Origin of the sequence: Azospira sp. APE16 (assembly GCF_047901315.1) — a bacterium.
Classification (GTDB): Bacteria; Pseudomonadota; Gammaproteobacteria; order Burkholderiales; family Rhodocyclaceae; genus Azospira; species Azospira oryzae.
The window spans coordinates 1,724,462-1,742,270 of sequence record NZ_CP179682.1 but is presented as its reverse complement, the minus strand read 5'-3'; the positions used below and the strand labels follow the sequence as shown (position 1 = coordinate 1,742,270).

Genomic DNA, 17,809 nt, shown 5'->3' with positions numbered 1-17,809 from the left:
CACGGCACTGTTTGCAGCGATAGGCCAGCACCGCGGCAGGCCTTCCGCTACAATGCCGGCCTGCCCGTCGTCGGGGCCGGCCGCCGGGCACCAGCCCGCCGCCGCTCCGCCGCCCCCCCCTGCCGACCGCCGCCCGGGCGCCGGCCTCCCCCTCAGCAGCACCGGAGTCCCCATGTCAGACCTGCTCAGCGACCGCCTGGCCGCCGCCCATTCCGCCCGCAGCGAACTGCTGCCCCAGCTGCACGCCGAAGGCACCAATGCCTACCGCCTCTTCCACGGCAGCGTCGAAGGCCGCTCCGGCCTCACCGTGGACCGCTACGGCGACCTGCTGCTGGTGCAGAGCTTCCACACGCCCCTGGAAGCCGGCGAACTGGCCGAGCTGGAAGCCTTCTACGCCGGCGTCCTGCCCGGCCTGGACTGCATCTACAACGACCGCAGCCGCGCCAATTCCCGCATCGCCAACGATCTGCCGCCGGAAAAGGTGGAACCGGCCCACCGCCCGCGGCAGTTCAGCGAACTGGGCGTCAATTACCTGATCCAGGCCCGCCACGCCGGCCAGGACCCCTGGCTGTTCCTGGACCTGCGGGCCGGCCGCCGCCGCATCATGCAGGAAGCCGTCGGCAAGTCCGTGCTCAATCTCTTCGCCTACACCTGCGGCGTCGGCATCGCCGCCGCCAAGGCCGGGGCCGCCTTCGTCGTCAATGTCGATTTCGCCGAAAGCAGCCTGGCCGTGGGCAAGAGCAACGCCGCCCTCAACGAACTCAATCACCGGCCCCGCTTCATCAAGAGCGACGTTTTCCCCGCCATCCGCCAGCTGGCCGGCATCGGCCAGCCCAAGATGGTGCGGGGCAAGCGCATGCCCCCCTTCATCGAACTGGAGCCCCGCCAGTTCGACCTGGTGTTCCTCGACCCGCCCCGCTACGCCAAGAGCCCCTTTGGCGTGGTGGACCTGGTGAACGACTACCCGGCCCTGTTCAAGCCGGCCCTGCTGGCCACCGCCGAAGGCGGCACCCTGGTCTGCTGCAACAACGTGGCCGAAGTGCAGCGCGACGCCTGGCTCGACCAGCTGCAGCGCAGCGCCCGCAAGGCCGGCCGGGAAGTGCGGGCGGCCGAATGGATCGTCCCCGAGGCCGACTTCCCCAGCCCGGACGGCCAGCCGCCCCTGAAGACGGTGCTGCTGCGGGTCTGACCTCCGTCTGCCGACCAAGCCGGAAAAAGGCGGCGCTCCTCCGGGAGTGCCGCTTTTTTTTATGGATGAGGCCGACACGGCGACGACCGCACTCGTCCAACGGCGCCAGGGCGCCATGCGGCAAAAGCCGCGGTCACGTTGCCCGCCCCACTGGGCGACGCACCACCGGCATCGCTGCCGCCACGCCCCCCCGCGCCGCACGGCGGCAGGCGGCGACGTTTTCCCGCTTGGGATGCCCCACTTGGCGTACACTGCGAGGCCTGAAGATTTCCACGGCCCCACCATGACCCGCTCCACCCTCAAACTGCCGAGTAAAAAAGCCGGCGACGCCAGCAGCGAACCCTCCCGCGATCCGGCGCGCAAGCCCATCCGCGGCGGCAACCGCGCCACCCGCAACCAGCCCCGGGCGGAAGCCCCGGCCCGGGACGAGGCACCCCGCCGCTCCGCACCGCGCAGTGAAGAGTCACCCCGCCGCCGCAGCGAAGGCGAACAGCCGCGCCGGGAAGGCAGCGACCATGCCCGTCCGCCGCGGCGCAGCGACGCCCCTGGCAAGCCGGCCTACGGCCGCGATGGTCGTGATAGCCGCAATGACCGGAATGGTGAAGCACCGCGCCGCCCCCGCCGGGAAGACGGCGAACGCCCCTATGGCGACCGGGACCGCCCGGCCTGGGGCAAGCCCGCCGGCCGCGATGAGCGGCCGCCGCGCCAGGCCGATGGCCGCCCGCCCCGGCGCAGCGATGGACCCGGCAAGCCCGCCTACGCCCGCGACGGCCGGGATGGGGATGCCCCCCGTGGGCCCCGCGCGCCCCGCCGCGAGGACGGCGAGCGCAGCTACGGCGAACGCAAGCCCGGCGCCCCTTTCGGCAAGCCCCGCAGTGAGGATGGTCGCCCGCCTCGGCGTGGCGACGCCCCCGCCCGTCCGGCCTACGCCCGGGACGGCGAACGGGCGGAGCGCCCCCGCCGCGAAGGCGGCGAACGGACCTACGGCGACCGGGAACGGCCCTTCCGCGGCAAGCCGGCGGGTGACTTCGCCAAGCCGGCACGCCGTTTCGACGACACCCCCCGCCGTCCCGCGCCGCGGCGCGACGATGCGGCCACGGGCGAGCGCTCCGCCGCTACCCGGCCGCCCCGAGGCGACCGCGGCAATCCCAGCGAACTGCCGCGCCTGTCCAAGGTGATGTCCGAGCAGGGCCTGTGTTCCCGCCGCGAAGCGGACGAATGGATCGAGGCCGGCTGGGTCAAGGTGGACGGCAAGGTGGTGAGCGAACTGGGTTCCCGCATCGTGCCCACGGCCCGCATCGAGGTCGATCCGGAGGCCCGCAAGCACCAGGCGGAAAGCGTCACCATCATCCTGCACAAGCCCATCGGCTACGTCTCCGGCCAGGCCGAGGACGGCTACGAGCCCGCCGTGGTCCTGGTCCAGCCGGAAAACCGCTGGGAAGAGGACAAGGGCGGCACCCGCTTCAAGAGCGCCCACCTGCGCCGCCTGGCCCCCGCCGGCCGGCTCGACATCGACTCCACCGGCATGCTGGTGCTGACCCAGGACGGCCGCGTGGCCAAGCGCCTGATCGGCGAAGACTCCACCGTGGAAAAGGAATACCTGGTGCGGGTCGAGGGCGAACTGATCGAAAACGGCCTGGCCCTGCTCAACCACGGCCTCAGCCTGGATGGCGTCAAGCTCAAGCCGGCCCACGTCTCCTGGCAGAACGAGGAGCAGCTGCGCTTCGTCCTGCGCGAGGGCCGCAAGCGCCAGATCCGCCGCATGTGCGAGCTGGTGGGTCTGAAGGTGGTGGGCCTGAAGCGCATCCGCATCGGCAGCGTGGTCCTCGGCAAGCTGCCGCCGGGCCAGTGGCGCTACCTGCGCAGCGACGAGAAGTTCTAGCCCCCTCCCCCCTTTCCCGGGGATGTAAAGATATTCCGACGTCCCCGGGGGAAATGCAGTACACTGCTGCACCTTGGCCGAATAGCATCACCTCGGCCAACGTGATGCCCCCTCTGCCCTCAAGCCCTCCGCCCTTGCGGTACCCTCGGCGCCCCGCGCCCCGAGTCATCCCCAGATGCATTCGTGCTTGTTGCCGGCCACGCCCCAGGCGCTGCCCCGGAACTACGTCCAGAAGAGATCGCATCAGCCCCCGGCCGGCTTGCGCCATGTGTTTGTGCGCCCGGCTCTGATCCACCTCGCGCTGTTCCGCCTGTCCGACAGGAATGGGGCAGACCAAACGGAGAACTGAATGTCCAAGGAAGAAGCCCTCGAATTTGAAGGCACCGTCATGGAAGTGCTGCCCGAATCCCGCTATCGCGTCACCCTGGCCAACGGCGTGGAAATCCTCGCCTACGGTTCAGGCAAAATGAAGATGCACCGCATCAAGGTGCTCATGGGTGACAAGGTCACCGTGGAAATGTCCCCCTACGACCTGACCAAGGGTCGCATCACCTTCCGCCACCTCGGCGAAGGTGCCCGGGGCCCCGCCCCCGCACGCCGCCGCCGCTAGGCGCGCCACGGCACCCTGCGCCATCCCCGCCGATGCGGAACTTCGCAGGGTGCTGATCAACTCAAGGAAACAAAGCTTAGTGAAAGTAAAAGAACTCATGCCGGGCGACCGGATTGTCGACTTCTGCAAGGGAGACGACGAGCATTACGAAGTCATCGCAGTACGCCCCCTGGGCCACCGTTTTGAAGTCACCTTCCGCTCCCACCGGGGCGAGGCCTCTGCCCACTACAACGGCAACGCCTACATCTCCGCCTTCCGCTGAGGCCGGCGCCGCCGTCCTCCCAGCGCCACCCGCCGCGGCGCTCCTTTCCTGTAATACCTGCCTGAAAACCTGCCCCGTAGCAACGGGCAGTTTTGCTACACTCGACGCCACCGGAAAACCGTTCCGGCGTTGCAGAGTCCCCTTTCAGGCAAAGGAGCCGCCATGCCCTCTCCCTTCCGTCACCCCCTGGCCCTGACCGTCTGCTCCGTCCTCGCCGGCAGCCTGTCCCTTTCCACCTGGTCCGCCGAGCTGCCCAAGCGCAAGTCGGGTCTGTGGGAAATCCACACCCAGATCGTCGGCGCCCCCAGCCCCGGCCCCATGAAGATGTGCGTGGACGCCAACACGGACAACCTGATGCAGGAGCAGCCCGGCCAGAAGCCGGACTGTAGCGCCATGGACGTCAAGCAGAGCGGCAACAAGGTCACCATCCATACCGTCTGCCGCATGGACAAGACCACGGTGACCACCGATGGCGTCCTCACCGGGGATTTCTCCAGCGGCTACAAGAGCGACATGACCATGCGTTACAGCCCGCCGCTGCAGGGCATGAAGGAAACCAGGATGACCCAGGAGACCCGTTGGCTGGGCCCCTGCGCCAAGGGCCAGAAACCGGGCGACATCATCATGCCCAACATGGGCACCTTCAACCCGGCGGAGATGATGAAGGATCCCCGCTTCAAGGAAATGATGCAGCAGCATCAGCACTAGCCCGGCCAAGCGGGCGCAAAAAAAAGGCCTGTCGCTGACAGGCCTTTTTTTCTGATGGCGGCTGTTATTCGTCCGCGCCCGGCGCCTCTTCCGGCGGCACCAGTTGGCCCGCGGCGGCGGCCTGCAGCAGGGCGGCCCGGCTCTCCGGCGTCTCCAGGCTGATGCGACCCAGGGTGCCGTTGCGGTAGTCGTTGAGCAGGATCAGGGAGGCCTTCTCCAGGTCCAGCTCGCCGGCCCGGCCCTTGATGATGCAGCCCCGCTTGCGGGCCACGGTTTCCACCACGCCCACCGCATCGGTCTCGGCCGCCTTGAGGCCGTAGCGGGCCTCCAGGCATTGGGGATAGCGCTGCAACAGCAGTTCCGCCAGATACACCCCCACCTCCTCGTCAATGTAGGCATTGGGGCCGACGGCATGACTGGCGGCCAGCATCAGACCGTCGCTGGCCAGCTCGATCTTGGGCCACATCAGGCCCGGGGTATCGACGATGGACAGGCGCGGGCCCAGATCCATGCGCTGCTGCTGCTTGGTCACCGCCGGCTGGTCGCCGACCGCCGCCACCTTGCGCTTGACCAGGGCGTTGAGCAGGGTGGACTTGCCCACGTTGGGGATGCCCATGATCATCAGCCGCAGGGGCTTGACGTTGCTGTTGCGGTGGGGCGCCAGGGTCTGGGCCAGGGCCGGGATGCGGGCCACCTCGCCGGGCTTCTTGCAGGAGATGGCCACGGCCTTCACGTCGGGCTGCTGCTTGTAGTAGTCGAGCCAGGCCTGGGTCACGGCCGGGTCGGCCAGGTCGGACTTGTTCAACAGCTTGAGGCAGGGCCGCTGGCGGTGCTTGCGCAGTTCCTCGATCATGGGGTTGCGGCTGGCTTCGGGCAGACGGGCGTCGAGCACTTCGATCACCACGTCGGCGAACTCCATGGTTTCGGCGGCCTTCTTGCGGGCCGAGGTCATATGGCCGGGGAACCACTGTATTGTCATGTCTTGCCTGAAATCTCAAATAGGATGCGACGGGAAGGGGCGTCGGACGCCGGGAAAATCCCGCGAAAGGCCGCCATTATCGCAGGAGTTGGGCGCCCCATCCGTTACAATCGCCCACTTTCAGCCAAATATCCGTTCCGCCATGGCCACTCCCCCCCTCAAAGCGCAAAAAGTCTTCGCCCTGATGCAGGTCATCGGCGGCTTCGTCGCCGCCCTGGTGCTGGGCTACTCCACCATGAACAACCTGACCCCGGGCCAGATGAGCGGCACCCAGCTGCTGCTGGCCGGCCTCACCCTGGCGGCCCTGGCCTACGCCGGCTATTTCACCCAGAAGCTGGGCAAGCTGGTGGAACAGGGCAAGGCGGAAAAGGCCGGGAGCGACACCGGCAAGTAGGGACTCAGTTGCGGGCGTGGGAGAGCTTGAAGCTGTCCACGCCCTCGAAGCTGGCCAGTTCCTCCGCCAGCTGGGTGATGGGCGTGCCGTTGGCCTTGCCCAGGGATACGGCGACGAAGCGCCATTCGGCCTGGCCGGCATCGTAGCCGATGGCAAAACTGCCCGGCGCCAGTTCGTAACCCCGCTTCAGGGCGGCCCGGGCCAGCACATCCTGGCGCGGCGTGAAGCCGGCCCGGAAACGCATGGTGATGGCCACCGCCTGCCGCGACGGCAGCCAGCCCTCCAGCCGGGACACCAGCATCATGCAGGTGGCCGACAACAGGGCCAGCAGGATGGCCGCCGCGTAGAACCCAACTCCCACCAGGATGCCGATGGCCGACGAGGCCCAGATGGAGGCCGCCGTGGTCAGGCCGCTGATGGTGAAGCCCTCGCGCATGATGACCCCGGCACCGAGAAAGCCGATGCCGGTGACGATGCCCTGGATCACCCGGGTGGGATCGGTGGCCGCGGGCTGCAATCCCTGGCCACCATACCAGTAGCCGGGATAGCCGATGATCACCACCAGGGCCGCCGAGGCCATGCAGACCAGGCCGTAGGTGCGCATGCCGGCCGCCCGGCCGTGGTAGGAGCGCTCGTAGCCGACGATGAAACCCAGCAGCAAAGCCCCCAGCAGATTGACGAAGACCAGCAGATTGGTGGCCACCTCGTCGGCGGACCAGTAGATTTTCAGCGCATCGGGACTCAGGGGAGACATGGCGGACTCCTTATGGGGCGCGGCTCTCGGGGCGGCCGGTTACAATCGGCCCATTCTACGCGCAAAGCCGGACCCCACCATGCCCGAAACCCAAGCCCCGCCGCCCTACGCCAGCCTGACCCCGGACGCGGTGCTCGACGCCCTGGAAAGCCTGGGCCTGCTGCCGGACGGCCGCCAGCTGGCCCTCAACAGCTACGAAAACCGGGTGTACCAGCTGTGGCTGGACGAGCCCCTGGCCGGCCACAACATTGTCGTCGCCAAGTTCTACCGCCCGGGCCGCTGGAGTGATGGCGCCATCCTGGAAGAACACGCCTTCACCCGGGAACTGGCGGAGCGGGAAATTCCCGTGGTCGCCCCCCTGGAAATCGGCGGCCGCACCCTGCACCACAGCGGCGAACACCGGCTCGCCCTGTTCCCCCGCCGCGGTGGCCGGGCACCGGAGCTGTCGGACCCGGACACCCTGGAATGGCTGGGCCGCTTCATCGCCCGCATCCACGCCGTCGGCGCCCTCGCCCCCTACCGGGAACGGCCGGCCCTGACCCTGCACAGCTTCGGCGAGGAGCCCCGGGACTTCCTCCTGGCCGGCGGCTTCGTTCCGCCGGAACTGAAAAACGCCTGGGAAGGCACGGTGAACGTGGCCCTGGACGGCGCCCGCCGCTGCTTCGAGCGGGCCGGCGACGTCGCCAGCCTGCGCCTGCACGGCGACTGCCACATGGGCAACGTGCTGTGGACCGATGCCGGCCCCCACTTCGTGGACTTCGACGACAGCCGCACGGGCCCGGCCATCCAGGACCTGTGGATGCTCCTTTCCGGCGACCGCCGGGAACAGCAGCGGCAGCTGGACGACGTGCTGGCCGGCTACCGGGACTTCATGGACTTCGATCCCCGGGAACTGCATCTGGTGGAGGCCCTGCGCACCCTGCGCCTGGTCCATTACAGCGCCTGGCTGGCCCGCCGCTGGAACGACCCGGCCTTTCCCGCCGCCTTCCCCTGGTTCGGCAGCCAGCGCTACTGGGAAGAACGCATCCTGGAACTGAAAGAACAGATCGCCCTGATGGACGAGGGGCCCCTGGAACTGTTCGGCTAAGGGGCTTGCGCACACCCACCGCCTCCATGACGTTAGACTGACAGCCTCGTCACCCCAAGCCTTCCCCATGCCCAAGCTGTTCCTCATCCTGATCCTGGCCGGCGCCGTCCACCTGGGCTGGCGTCACTATGCCGGCACCGATGTCGCAGGGGCCGCCACGGTTGCGGCCAGCACCTCACCCAGTCTCGACGAACTGCAGGCCCTGGCCCGCGGCGTCGGCCCCGGCGAAGTGGTGATGTACACCACCAGCGAATGCCCCTACAGTGCCCAGGCCCGCTCCTGGCTGAGCCAGTACGGATTTGCCTACACCGACTGCAACATGAGCATCGACCGCCGCTGCGAGCAGGAAATGCAGAGCTATGGCGGCAACGGCGTGCCCTACCTGATCGTGCGCGGCCACCACATGAAGGACGGCTTCGACAGCGACGAGTTCATCGCCGCCCTCAGGCGCTGAAGCCGCGGCCCCGCACCAGGCCGCCCCATCCCGGCTTTATGCCGCCAGGGTGGCGGTGCTATCCTCGCCATCGACCATCGACCTCGCCCTTCCCGTACCGACTGCTGCCATGACCCGACTCAAGCGCTGGCTCTCCGCCCTCCTCATCCTCGCCGTCACCCTGATCGTGCTCGCCGTCGCCGGCCTCCAGGTCGGCACCCGGCTGCTCAAGGACCAGGTGCAGCAGGCCCTGGGGCCCGACAGCGAAGTGGGGGAAATCCGCCTCGGCTGGAGCGAGGTGGAAATCCTCAAGCTGCGCCTCAAGGCCCCCGCAGGCTGGCCGGCGGCCGACACCCTGCGGGCCGAGCGCATCGTCGTCAGTCCCGACCTGCGCAGCCTGCTGGGCCAGCCCATCCGGGTGTCCTCCATCCGCATCGAAGGCGCCTATGTCTCGGCCCTGCGCAGCGCCGACGGCAAGATGCGGGTGGTGCCGAACCTGCTGGAACATCCGGCGCCGGCGGAGCAGGCCGAGAAGACGCCGCCGCCCCGGGTGCACCTGGGCCGCATCGAACTGACCGGCGCCGTGCTGGAATTTTTCGACGCCACGGTGCGCAAGCCTGCCCTGAAAATCCGCCTGGAACAGCTCGACGCCACGGTGCAGGACATCCAGCTGCCCGACCTTGCCGGCCGCACCCGGCTGGCCCTGGACGGCGTGCTGAAGGGCGTGCGCCAGGACGGCCGCATCAGCATCAAGGGCTGGATGGACCTGGCCACCCGGGATTCGGACATCACCAGCACCTTCCGCCAGGTGGACCTGGTGGCCCTCCAGCCCTATCTGGTGAAGGCCGCCGAAACCGGCGTCAAGAAGGGCAGCCTGGACCTGGACCTGCACTCCGTGGTCAAGGAGCAGCGCCTCAGGGCCCCAGGCAATCTGGTGCTGAACCAGCTGGAGCTGGATAGCAACGGCAGCACCTTCATGGGCATGCCGCGTCAGGCGGTGCTCGGCCTGTTGAAGGACAAGAACGGCCGCATCGACATCAAGTTCGTCCTCGAGGGCAACCTGAAGGACCCCCAGTTCCATCTCAACGAAAGCTTCGCCACCAAGGTCGGCGCCTCCATCGCCGACACCTTCGGCATCAGCTTCGAAGGCCTGGCCAAGGGCGTCGGTACCGTGGGCCAGAAAACAGTGGAAGCGGCCGAAGGCGTCGGCAAGGCCATCAAGGGGCTGTTCAGCAAGTAGCAGCGGGGAACAGGCGCTCTGCGAACGGACGGCGACCGCAGCGCCGGTGGCGCCGGCATGATCCGGCATGGAATGGACCGCCCTCACACCGCCCTTTCCTCCGCTTTGCCACAACCGACCTGGGGGCGGCGACACCCGGCGGGTCGCCACAGCTCTCGGCCCGGCTACGCCCACGACAGAGACCGATACTTTCCCTCTGCCGCGCTTGGCATGCCAATTCGCGACTCACGATCGAAGCGATCGTCATAAAATGCGACATTCCCCAGCCACCTGCCCCAAAGGCTCGCCCATGAAAAAACTGGCCCTGCTTGTCTGTAGCCTGTCCCTGACCGGTCTGGTCTCCGCCGCCACCGTGCAGCAGTTCCAGCCCCAGGGCAAGGTCGCAGACCAGACCCGCATCACGGCCCGCTTCAGCGCCGACATGGTGAAGCTGGGAGAGGCCACGGCGGCCGCGCCCTTCGAGGTGGATTGCGCCCGCATCTCCGGCGAAGGCCGCTGGGTGGATGCCCGCACCTGGGCCTGGCAACTGGCACGCGCCCTGCAGCCCGGCGAACGCTGCGTTTTCACGGTCAAATCCCAACAGCTTGCCCTGAGCGGGGAGAGCATCGGCGGCAAAACCCGTTTCGAGCTGTTCGGCGCCCCTCCCCGGCCCTGGCGCATTGTCCCGTCCCCCGGCAGCGCCATCGACGAGGAACAGGCTTTCGTCATCAACGGCGGCGGCGAGCTGGATGCCCGTTCCCTGGAAAACAATCTTTGGTGCGAAGCCGACGGCGTCGGCCAGCGTCTGCCGGCCCGGCCGGTGGCGGCCAAGGTGCGTCAGGAGGTGCTGCAACGGGTAGGCAATGGGGGCGCCGCGCCCCTGGTGGTGACCTGCAGCGAACGTCTGCCCGCCGGCAGCCGGGCCCGCCTGGTCTGGGGCGCCGGCATCCGTGCTGCCAACGGCACGCCGACGGAAAAGGAGGAGAGCTTCGTCTACAAGGTGCGGGAGCCCTTCAAGGCCACCTTCTCTTGCGAGCGGGAAAAGGCCGGTGCGCCCTGCTCCGCCCTCTCGGGCCTCAGCCTCCAGTTCAATGCCCCTTTCGATGCCAAGCAGATCGGCCAGTTCGCCCTGGTCACCCCGGAGGGCAAGCGCAAGCCCCAGGACCCCAACCAGAACAGCAGCAGCAAGAGCGACACCCTGCAATCCCTCAGCTTCCCCGGCCCCCTGCCCCAGAATGCCGAGCTGACCCTGGAAATCCCCGCCGGGCTGAAAGATGACGCGGGCCGCCCCCTGGCCAACGCCGCCAGCTTCCCCCTCAAACTGCGTACCGGCGGGCTGCCGCCCCTGGCCAAGTTTCCCGGCGCCTTCGGCATCATCGAGCTGCAGGAAGGCGGGCTGCTCCCGGTCACCCTGCGCAACGTGGAGGCCAGCCTGAAGACCGCCGGGCTGACCCTGCCGGGCCAGCACCGCTTCAGCCAGCAGCGCCTGACGGAAGATGCGGACGTGATTGCCGCCATGCTGGCCCTGGAGAAGTTCGAGCAGCAGAGCCGCAAGGTCCGCCTGAAGGTGGATGGGGAATGGCGGGAACTGATCGACCCCTACTACGCCCGGGAGCTTTCCTTCCTCCAGGGGCGAGCCGGCGTCGCCCGCCAGGAGTTGCCCAAGCCCGGCGGCAGCAGCGAGTTCGAGGTGATCGGCGTACCCCTGCAGAAGCCCGGCTACCACATCGTCGAAATCGAAAGCCAGCTGCTGGGCCAGGCCCTGCTGGCAACGCCCAAGCCCATGTACGTGCGGGCCGCGGCCCTGGTCACCAACCTGGCGGTGCATCTGAAAACGGGACGGGACAACGGCCTGGTCTGGGTCACCGCCCTGGACAGCGGCAAGCCGGTGGCCGGCGCCGAGGTGCGCATCTCCGGCTGCAACGGCCAGTCCCTCTGGCAAGGCAGCACCGATGCCCAGGGCCGGGCCCGGGTGGATCAGGCCCTGCAAGCGCCCTACTGCCGGGATACCCAGTTCCTCTTTGCCAGCGCCCGCCTCAACGGGGACTACAGCTTCGTCCGCTCCGACTGGAACGAAGGCATCGAACCCTGGCGCTTCGGCGTGGCAACCTGGGGCGAGAGCGGCGACTTCAAGATCCACTCCGTGCTCGACCGCACCCTCTTCCGTCCCGGCCAGACCCTCTCCATGAAGCACCTGGCCCGCAGCCGCAACAGCCGGGGCTTTGCCATTCCGGCAGCGGAGGAGCTACCCACCCGCCTGGTCATCCGCCACGGCGAGAGCGGTACCGAATATCCCCAGCCCCTGAGCTGGGATGCCCAGGGCGCCGCCACCAGCAGCTGGAAGGTGCCGGACTCGGCCAAGCTGGGCAACTACGAAATCGTGCTCTCCGGCGGCAAGCGGGGCGAGCAGTACACCGGGGAATTCCGGGTCGCCGACTTCCGCCTGCCGGTGTTCACCGGCAGCGTGCAGGGCGTGCCGGCCCGCCAGGTGGCGCCGGGCAAGGTGCCCCTGGCCCTGGGCCTGTCCTTCCTCAACGGCGGCGCGGCCAAGCGGGCGGAAGTCCAGGTCTCGGCCACCCTGCGCCCACGCTGGCCGGTGTACAAGAACTTCGAGGCCTACAACTTCCACATCGATTTCGATGCCGCTGCCCTGGCCGCCTTCAAGGTGGAGTCCAACCGGGAACAGGAAACCCTCATTCTCGATCGCCAGGCCGTGACCCTGGACCAGGCCGGCGCCGGCAAGCTGGAGGTGGTGCTGCCCGGCAAGCCCAAGGGACCCAGCGAGGTCTATGCGGAAATGACCTTCGCCGACCCCAACGGGGAAATCCAGACCCTGCGGGGCCAGGTGGAACTGTGGCCGGCCAATGTGGCGGTGGGCATCAAGGTGGCGGACTGGGCCTCCGGCAATGGCAAGAACCGCATCGAAGTGGCGGTGCTGGATATCCAGGGCAAGCCCGTGGCGGGCCAGGCGGTGAGCGTCAAGGCCAAGCGGCGGGTGGATTACAGCCACCGCCGGCGCATCGTCGGCGGTTTCTACGCCTACGAAAACCAGCAGGAATACCAGGACATGGGCGAAGTCTGCGCCGGTACCACGGACAGCCGGGGCCTGCTGCTGTGCGAGCCCAAGGCCGGCGAGCCGGGGGCCATCCACCTGCTGGCCGAAACCCGGGACAGCCAGGGCAACGTGGCCCGGGCCAGCACCAGCTACTGGGTCAGCGGCGGCGGCGACCTGTGGTTCACCGCCGGCAACCAGGACCGCATCGACGTCATTCCCGAAAAGCGCAGCTACCAGCCCGGGGAGACGGCCCGCTTCCAGGTGCGCACGCCCTTCCGGGAAGCCACCGCCCTGGTTTCCGTGGAGGCGGGCGGCATCATCGACACCTTCGTGCAGCCCCTTTCCCGCTTCAAGCCCACCGTGGAAATCCCGGTCAAACCCGAATGGGGGCCGAATGTCTATGTCTCCGTGCTCGCCGTGCGGGGCCGGGTGGAGCCCCTGAAATGGACCAGCTTCTTCCAGTGGGGCTGGCGCGAGCCCCTGGCCTGGTTCAAGGAATGGTGGCACCCGGAGCAGCCCACCGCTATGGTGGACCTGGCCAAGCCGGCCTACCGCCTGGGCCTGGGGGAAATCGCCGTGGGCAACGACGGCTTCCGCCTCAAGGTTGAGGTGAGCAGCGACAAGAGCGACTACCGGCCCCGGGAAGAGGCCACGGTGAAAATCCGCGTCACCACGCCGGACGGCAAGCCGGCCCCCGCCGGCAGCGAGGTGGCCTTTGCCGCGGTGGACCAGGCCCTGCTGGAACTGCGCCCCAACGACAGCTGGGACCTGCTGCAGGCCTTCCTGCAAAAGCGGGCCTATCAGGTGGAAACCGCCACCGCCCAATCCCAGGTCATCGGCAAGCGCCATTTCGGCAAGAAAGCCCTGCCCCCCGGCGGCGGCGGCGGCCGCGCCCCGGCCCGGGAACTGTTCGACACCCTGCTCAGCTGGCAGCCCCGGGTCAAGCTGGATGCCAACGGCAGCGCCACCCTCAAGGTGGCGATGAACGATTCCCTCAGCGAATTCCGCCTGGTGGGTGTGGCCACGGCCGGGGCCGGCCTGTTCGGCAGCGGCAGCAGCAGCGTGCGCACCCGGCAGGACCTGCAGATCATCTCCGGCCTGCCGCCCCTGGTGCGGGAGGGCGACCATTTCAAGGCCCTGGTCACCCTGCGCAACGGCACCGCCCGCCAGATGACGGTGCGCCTCCAGGCCCGCCATGGCAGCCAGAGCCTGCCCGAACGCCAGGTCGTCCTGGCCGCCGAAGGGGCCGCCGAACTCAGCTGGGAGGCGGACGCCCCCGATGGTGCCAACCACCAGGACTGGGAATTCACCGCCAAAGAAGAAGGCGGCAAGGCCCAGGATGCCCTGAAGATTACCCAGCAGGTCGCCCCCGCCGTGCCGGTGACGGTGCAGCAGGCCACCTTCACCCGGGTCGACGGCAAGTACGAGGTCGGCGTCAGTCCGCCGGCCGGCGCCCTGCCCGGCAAGGGCGGGCTGGAGATCAGCCTGTCGCCCAAGCTGGCGGTGCCGCCGCCGGGCCTGCGCCGCTTCTTCGAGGAGTACCCCTTCTCCTGCCTGGAGCAGAAGACCTCCGTCGCCGTCGGCCTCAACGATGCCGGGCGCTGGCAGGCCGTGGCCGACAGCCTGCCCGGCATGCTGGACAGCAACGGCCTGGCCGGCTACTTCCCCGGCACCCCGGGCAGCGCCACCCTGACGGCCTATCTGCTCGACCTCACCACCCTGGCCGGCTTCACCGTGCCGGAGGAGAGCAAGCGGCGCATGCTCCAGGGCCTCACCGCCTACGCCGAAGGCCGACTGCGCACCGGGGAATGGGCACCCGCCAGCTACGGCGACCCGCTGCTGCTGCGCCGCCTCAACGCCCTGCAGGCCCTGGGCCGGCAGGGTGTGCAACTGCCGCGCACGGTGGCGGCCCTGGAGGTCGATCCCCTGCGCCTGCCCACGGCGGCCCTCATCGACTGGTATCTGGTGCTGCAGCGCACCGCCGACCTGCCCCAGCGCAGCAAGCGCCTGGCCGAGGCCCAGCAGGAACTGCGCAACCGCCTCTCCTACACCGGCGGCCGCCTGACCTTCACCACGGAACGGGAAGACTACTGGTGGTGGATGATGCTCAACGCCGACGCCAACGCCTTCCGCCTCATCGAGGCCATGCTCGACAACCCGGCCTGGCAGGAGGACCTGCCGCGCCTGGTGCAGGGCGCCATGGAGCGCCAGGTGCGGGGTCGCTGGCTGACCACCACAGCCAATGCCTGGGCCCGGGTCACCCTGGACCGCTTCGCCCGCAAGTTCGAGCGGGAGCCGGTGACCGGCAGAACCGTGGCCAGCCTGGCAAAAGCCAGTGCCGAGGTGGACTGGCGCCAGGCCGGCGCTGCCCAGCCTGCCCCCCTGGCCCTGCCCTGGCCCAATCCGGCCGGCAAGGAGGACAAGCTGCAGCTGAGCCACCAGGGCAGCGGCAAGCCCTGGGCCACCGTGCAGGTGCTGGCGGCCGTGGCCGACGGCCCGGCCCGGGCCATGGGCTACCGCATCAGCCGCAAGGTGGCGCCGCTGCAGGAGAAGACCCCGGGCAAGGTCAGCCGCGGCGATCTGTGGCGCGTGACCCTGACGGTGGATGCGGACCAGGATATGACTTGGGTGGCCCTGAGCGACCCCATTCCCGCCGGTGCCCGCATCCTGGGCGACGGCGACGGGCGGGACAGCGCCATCGGCACCCTGGATGAGAACCGGGACGCGCACGGCCTGCGGCCCAGCTACGTGGAGCGCAGCTTCAGCGCCTTCCGGGCCTATTACCAGTGGCTGCCCAAGGGCCGCTTCGTCCTGGAATACACCCTGCGCCTCAACAACAGCGGCGACTTCGCCCTGCCGCCGACCCGGGTGGAGGCCCTCTACGCCCCCGACGTGTTCGGCGAAGTGCCCAACAGCCGGATCAAGGTTGGCGACTAGACCGGCCGTGCCGCGCTCTTCAGGCTTTGGGGAGCCCCGCCCGCCGCTGCGGCGACGGGCGCTGCTCCCCACCCTGGCCCTGCTTCTGGGGCTGGCCGCGCCTGCTGCCCAGGCCCTGCCGGACTACGCCCAGGTGCGCCGGGAATACCGGGCCTCCGACGCCACCCTGCTGGCCCGGGACGGACAGGTGCTGCAGAGCCTGCGCCTCGACCGCAACGTCCGGCGCCGGGCCTGGACGCCCCTGGCGGAAATCTCCCCAGCCCTGGTGCGGGCCGTCATCGTCTCCGAAGACCGGCGCTTCATGGAGCATGACGGCGTGGACTGGCGCGCCGCCGGCAAGGCCGCCTGGAGCAATTTCTGGGGCAGCCGCACCCGGGGCGCCAGCACCCTGACCATGCAGCTGGCCGGCCTGCTGGAGGAGGACGGGCAGCGCCGGGGCCGCCGCTCCTTCCTCGACAAGCTCGGCCAGTCCATGGCGGCGGGACGCCTGGAGCGCACCTGGAACAAGCGCCAGATCATCGAGGCCTATCTCAACCTGGTGCCCTTCAGGGGCGAGCTGCAGGGCGTCGGCGCCATGAGCCAGGAGCTGTTCGGCAAGTGGCCCCACGGCCTGGACGAGCGGGAATCCGCCCTGGCTGCTGCCCTGCTGCGCTCCCCCAATGCCGCCCCCGCCGTGGTGGCCCGCCGGGCCTGCCGCCTGCTGGCGGAAATGGGCCGGGAACAGGAATGCAGCGACGCCCAGGCCTTCGCCGCCTATGTGGACTACGCCCTCAGCGGCGCCCAGCGCACGCCCCAGGCCCCCGCCCCCCAACTGGCGCCCCACCTGGCCCGCAAGCTGCTGGAGCACCCCGGCCAGGCCCTGCGTTCCAGCCTGGACGGGGACCTGCAGCAGTTCGCCAGCCACGCCCTGCGGCGCCACCTCCATGCCCTGCGGCAGCAGAACGTGGAAGACGGCGCGGTGCTGGTGCTGGACAACGCCAGCGGCGAAATCCTGGCCTGGGTCGGCTCCAGCGGCGACCTCTCGGAGGCGGCGGAAGTGGATGGGGTCACCGCCCTGCGCCAGGCCGGCTCCACCCTCAAGCCCTTTCTCTACGCCCTGGCCTTCGAACAGCGGGCCCTGACGCCCGCCTCCCTCATCGAGGATGCGCCCCTGGCCCTGGATACGGGCAACGGCCTCTACGCTCCCCAGAACTACGAACCCCACTACCAGGGCTGGGTCTCGGTGCGGCGTGCCCTGGCCGGCTCCCTCAACGTGCCGGCGGTGCGCACCCTGGTGCGCCTGGGGCCCGAGCCCTTCCGCCGCAAGCTGTTGCAGGCCGGCCTGTCCAGCCTCAACCAGGATGGCGACTGGTACGGCTACAGCCTGGCCCTGGGCTCGGCGGACATTTCCCTGCTGATGCTGGCCAACGGCTACCGCAGCCTGGCCAACGGCGGCCGCTGGAGCCCCCTGCGGGCCGTGCCTGCCACCGCTGCCGGCAGCAATGGCAAGGCCCAGCCCATTCCCTGCCGCCGCGAAGGCTGCGCCGGGGTTTTCAGCGACGCGCCCCGCCCGGCCTTCACCGCGGCAGCGGCCTTCCTGGTGGGAGACATCCTGGCTGACCGCAATGCCCGGGCCTCCACCTTCGGCCTGGAATCCTGGCTCGCCACGCCCTACTGGAGTGCGGTCAAGACCGGCACCAGCAAAGACATGCGGGACAACTGGTGCGCCGGCTATTCCCGCCGCTACACCGTGGCGGTGTGGGTGGGCAATGCCGGCGGCAGCCCCATGCACGACGTTTCCGGCATCAGCGGCGCGGCACCGGTGTGGCGGGAGGTCATGGACTGGCTGCACCGGGGCGATCCGGCCCGGGCCCGGCCACCCCAATCCAGCCGGCCGCCGCCGACCCCCGCCGGCGTGGTGCGCCAGAGCATCCGCTTCGAGCCGGCCCGGGAACCGGCCCGCCAGGAGTGGTTCCTCGCCGGCACGGAACAGACGGTCATCCGCCAGGCCGGCGGCCAGGCCCTGGGCCGCATCGCCTACCCGGCCGACGGCACCATCCTGGCCCTGGACCCGGACATTCCGCCCAACCTGCAACGCATCGAACTGCGCCTGAGCGGCCCCGCCGCCCCGGGCTGGCACTGGCAACTCGACGGCAAGCGGCTGGCCGCCGCCCAGCCGGCGCCCCACTGGCTGCCCCAGCCCGGCCGCCACCGCCTGCAGCTGGTGGATGCCCGGCAGCGGGTGATCGACGAGGCCGCCTTCGAAGTCCGGGCCCTGAAAGGGAAAAGCCGGCGCTGACGCTGCCGGGCAGAGGAAACCC

13 protein-coding genes are annotated in these 17,809 nt (G+C 69.3%); 11 read left to right on the top strand and 2 right to left on the bottom strand.

Translation table 11 applies throughout. The features are described from left to right. The first annotated feature begins 172 nt into the window (after positions 1 to 172). The 5 genes from ACLSSQ_RS08320 to ACLSSQ_RS08300 all read left to right on the top strand — a co-directional run bounded on the left by ACLSSQ_RS08320 (position 173) and on the right by ACLSSQ_RS08300 (position 4,651). Positions 173 to 1,189: a class I SAM-dependent rRNA methyltransferase gene (locus ACLSSQ_RS08320; RefSeq protein WP_014237786.1), complete on the top strand. Its 1,017-nt coding sequence runs from the start codon at positions 173 to 175 to the stop codon at positions 1,187 to 1,189. Positions 1,190 to 1,472: 283 nt separating this feature from the next. Next, the gene (locus ACLSSQ_RS08315) at positions 1,473 to 3,071 is read left to right on the top strand and encodes a pseudouridine synthase (RefSeq protein WP_014237787.1); all 1,599 of its coding nucleotides are present in this window, start codon (positions 1,473 to 1,475) and stop codon (positions 3,069 to 3,071) included. A 349-nt stretch (positions 3,072 to 3,420) separates the two neighbouring features. Beyond that, entirely contained in the window at positions 3,421 to 3,681 is a 261-nt protein-coding gene (infA, locus tag ACLSSQ_RS08310; protein WP_014237788.1) for a translation initiation factor IF-1, read from the top strand. A 79-nt stretch (positions 3,682 to 3,760) separates the two neighbouring features. After that, on the top strand, positions 3,761 to 3,943 hold the full coding sequence (locus ACLSSQ_RS08305) for a hypothetical protein (protein WP_043798298.1): 183 nt from the start codon (positions 3,761 to 3,763) through the stop codon (positions 3,941 to 3,943). Positions 3,944 to 4,105: 162 nt separating this feature from the next. Next, the gene (locus tag ACLSSQ_RS08300; RefSeq protein WP_014237790.1) at positions 4,106 to 4,651 is read left to right on the top strand and encodes a DUF3617 domain-containing protein; all 546 of its coding nucleotides are present in this window, start codon (positions 4,106 to 4,108) and stop codon (positions 4,649 to 4,651) included. A gap of 64 nt (positions 4,652 to 4,715) precedes the next feature. On the opposite strand, the gene ylqF is transcribed toward ACLSSQ_RS08300, so the two are convergent. Next, complete coding sequence (gene ylqF, locus ACLSSQ_RS08295) at positions 4,716 to 5,630, bottom strand: ribosome biogenesis GTPase YlqF (protein WP_014237791.1); 915 nt, start codon at positions 5,628 to 5,630, stop codon at positions 4,716 to 4,718. 142 nt (positions 5,631 to 5,772) lie between these two features. Here ylqF and ACLSSQ_RS08290 point away from each other — a divergent pair, with 142 nt between their 5' ends. Next, positions 5,773 to 6,024 carry a hypothetical protein gene (locus ACLSSQ_RS08290; protein WP_014237792.1) on the top strand — a complete coding sequence of 84 codons (252 nt, stop codon included), beginning with the start codon at positions 5,773 to 5,775 and terminating at the stop codon, positions 6,022 to 6,024. Between the two features lie 4 nt (positions 6,025 to 6,028). Here ACLSSQ_RS08290 and ACLSSQ_RS08285 read toward each other — a convergent pair whose 3' ends face one another. Next, positions 6,029 to 6,778: an MgtC/SapB family protein gene (locus tag ACLSSQ_RS08285; protein WP_014237793.1), complete on the bottom strand. Its 750-nt coding sequence runs from the start codon at positions 6,776 to 6,778 to the stop codon at positions 6,029 to 6,031. A gap of 79 nt (positions 6,779 to 6,857) precedes the next feature. Between ACLSSQ_RS08285 and ACLSSQ_RS08280 the strand changes: the two genes are divergently transcribed. From ACLSSQ_RS08280 to pbpC, 5 genes are all read left to right on the top strand, one after another. Continuing rightward, positions 6,858 to 7,865 (top strand): serine/threonine protein kinase, encoded by a 1,008-nt coding sequence (locus ACLSSQ_RS08280; RefSeq protein WP_014237794.1) that lies wholly within the window; start codon positions 6,858 to 6,860, stop codon positions 7,863 to 7,865. A gap of 67 nt (positions 7,866 to 7,932) precedes the next feature. Continuing rightward, on the top strand, positions 7,933 to 8,319 hold the full coding sequence (locus ACLSSQ_RS08275) for a glutaredoxin family protein (protein WP_014237795.1): 387 nt from the start codon (positions 7,933 to 7,935) through the stop codon (positions 8,317 to 8,319). Positions 8,320 to 8,428: 109 nt separating this feature from the next. Continuing rightward, positions 8,429 to 9,538 (top strand): DUF748 domain-containing protein, encoded by a 1,110-nt coding sequence (locus ACLSSQ_RS08270; protein ID WP_014237796.1) that lies wholly within the window; start codon positions 8,429 to 8,431, stop codon positions 9,536 to 9,538. A 289-nt stretch (positions 9,539 to 9,827) separates the two neighbouring features. Continuing rightward, entirely contained in the window at positions 9,828 to 15,509 is a 5,682-nt protein-coding gene (locus tag ACLSSQ_RS08265) for an alpha-2-macroglobulin family protein (protein WP_014237797.1), read from the top strand. 7 nt (positions 15,510 to 15,516) lie between these two features. Continuing rightward, positions 15,517 to 17,787, top strand: coding sequence for a penicillin-binding protein 1C (gene pbpC / locus ACLSSQ_RS08260; protein WP_014237798.1), 2,271 nt, complete (start codon positions 15,517 to 15,519; stop codon positions 17,785 to 17,787). The last annotated feature ends 22 nt before the right edge of the window (positions 17,788 to 17,809 follow it).